Consider the following 1603-nt stretch of genomic DNA (forward strand, 5'->3'; position numbering starts at 1 on the left):
CCCCGTGCGCCAGCCGAAGCAACTCCACCGGCTCCACGTCCCCCCGCAGGGTCCCTTCCTCCCGCGCCGCCGACACCAGCCGCTCCGCCGCGCCCCGCACCTGTGTCCCGCACACGGTGACCGTCGCGTCGCTCCCGTCCGCCATCGCGGACCCCAGCAGCGTCTTCAGCCCCCGCACCTGGATCGTCCCGACGCACAGCTCGTACAGCCACCGGTCCAGTGCCTGCCCCGGCGGCAGCTCCCGCGCGAGTTCGTCGGCGCGCCGCGCGAGCCCCTCCAGGCGGTCCACGTACGCCGCCTCCAGCAGGGCCCGCCGGGTCGGGAAGTGCCGGTAGAGGGTCCCGGAGCCCACCCCCGCGCGCTTGGCGATGTCGTCGAGGGACGCGCCCTCCCCGTGCTCGGCGAACGCCTCCACGGCCACCTTCAGCAGCCGCTCGTAGTTGCGCCGAGCGTCCGCACGCATGGGTCTGACCTGCGTCATCCAGATCCTCCTCGCGAGCCGGAGACTCCCCCGCATGGTAGCGAAGACCAAACGGAGACAGCCCCCGCTCAGCCGCGAGAGGCCGGCGCACCCGAGGCGGGCTAGAACAGCGCGCTGTACCCGTTGAGCGCCGGCTGACCGCCGAGGTGGGCGTAGAGCACCGTGGAGTCGGCGCCGATCTCACCGCGGCGGACGAGGTCGATCATCCCGGCCATGGACTTGCCCTCGTACACGGGGTCGGTGACCATCCCCTCGGTGCGGGCGGCCAGGCGCATCGCCTCCAGCGTGGTCTCGTCGGGGATGCCGTAGACGCCGGCGTGGTACCGCTCGTCCAGCTCCACGTCCTCCTCGGTCAACTCCTGCTCCACGCCGATGAGTTGACCGGTGCGGTGGGCGATCCGCGCGATCTGCTCCCGGGTGGCGACGGGCTTGGCGGAGGCGTCGATGCCGAGGACACGCCGGGGCCGGCCACCCGCCTCCTCGAGCGCCCGGAACCCGGCGACCATGCCGGCCTGGGTGGACCCGGTCACCGAACAGACCACGACCGTGTCGAAGAAGACACCCAACTCCCGCTCCTGGTCGGCGACTTCGTACGCCCACGCGGCGAACCCCAGCCCGCCCAGCGGGTGGTCGGAGGCGCCGGCGGGGATGGCGTACGGCTTGCCACCCGCCTCCTCCACGTCCCGGAGCGCCTGCTCCCAGCTCTCCTTGAACCCGATCCCGAACCCGGCCTTCACCAGCCGCACATCGGCCCCGGCGAGCCGGCTGATCAGGATGTTGCCGACCTTGTCGTAGACCGCGTCCGGCCAGTCCACCCAACTCTCCTGCACCAGCACGCACTTGAGCCCGGCCCGGGCGGCGCAGGCGGCGACCTGGCGGGTGTGGTTGGACTGGACGCCGCCGATCGAGACGAGGGTGTCGCAGCCCTGGGCGAGCGCGTCGGCGACCAGGTACTCCAGCTTGCGGGTCTTGTTGCCGCCGTAGGCGATCGGGGAGTTGCAGTCCTCGCGCTTGGCCCACAGCGCGGCCCCGCCGAGGTGCGCGGTGAGGCGCTCCAGGCGGTGGACGGGGGACGGTCCGAACAGGAGGGGATAGCGGTCGTAGGACGCGAGGGGCATGGGG

The 1603-nt window shown here is 72.7% G+C and carries 2 protein-coding genes; both read right to left on the reverse strand.

The features are described from left to right. On the reverse strand, nt 1-481 hold a 481-nt coding region (locus tag EHS43_RS44175; RefSeq protein WP_148104326.1), incomplete at its 3' end, for a TetR/AcrR family transcriptional regulator. A gap of 101 nt (nt 482-582) precedes the next feature. Next, on the reverse strand, nt 583-1599 hold the full coding sequence (locus EHS43_RS44180; RefSeq protein WP_125196016.1) for a 1-aminocyclopropane-1-carboxylate deaminase: 1017 nt from the start codon (nt 1597-1599) through the stop codon (nt 583-585). Between the last annotated feature and the right edge of the window lie 4 nt (nt 1600-1603).

The organism is Streptomyces sp. RP5T, assembly GCF_003933965.1.
GTDB lineage: Bacteria > Actinomycetota > Actinomycetes > Streptomycetales > Streptomycetaceae > Streptomyces.

What these genes read in the sequence shown, in the direction of transcription:
- EHS43_RS44180 (WP_125196016.1), bottom strand. Translation starts at nt 1,599, where the DNA reads ATGCCCCTCGCGTCCTACGACCGCTATCCCCTCCTGTTCGGACCGTCC.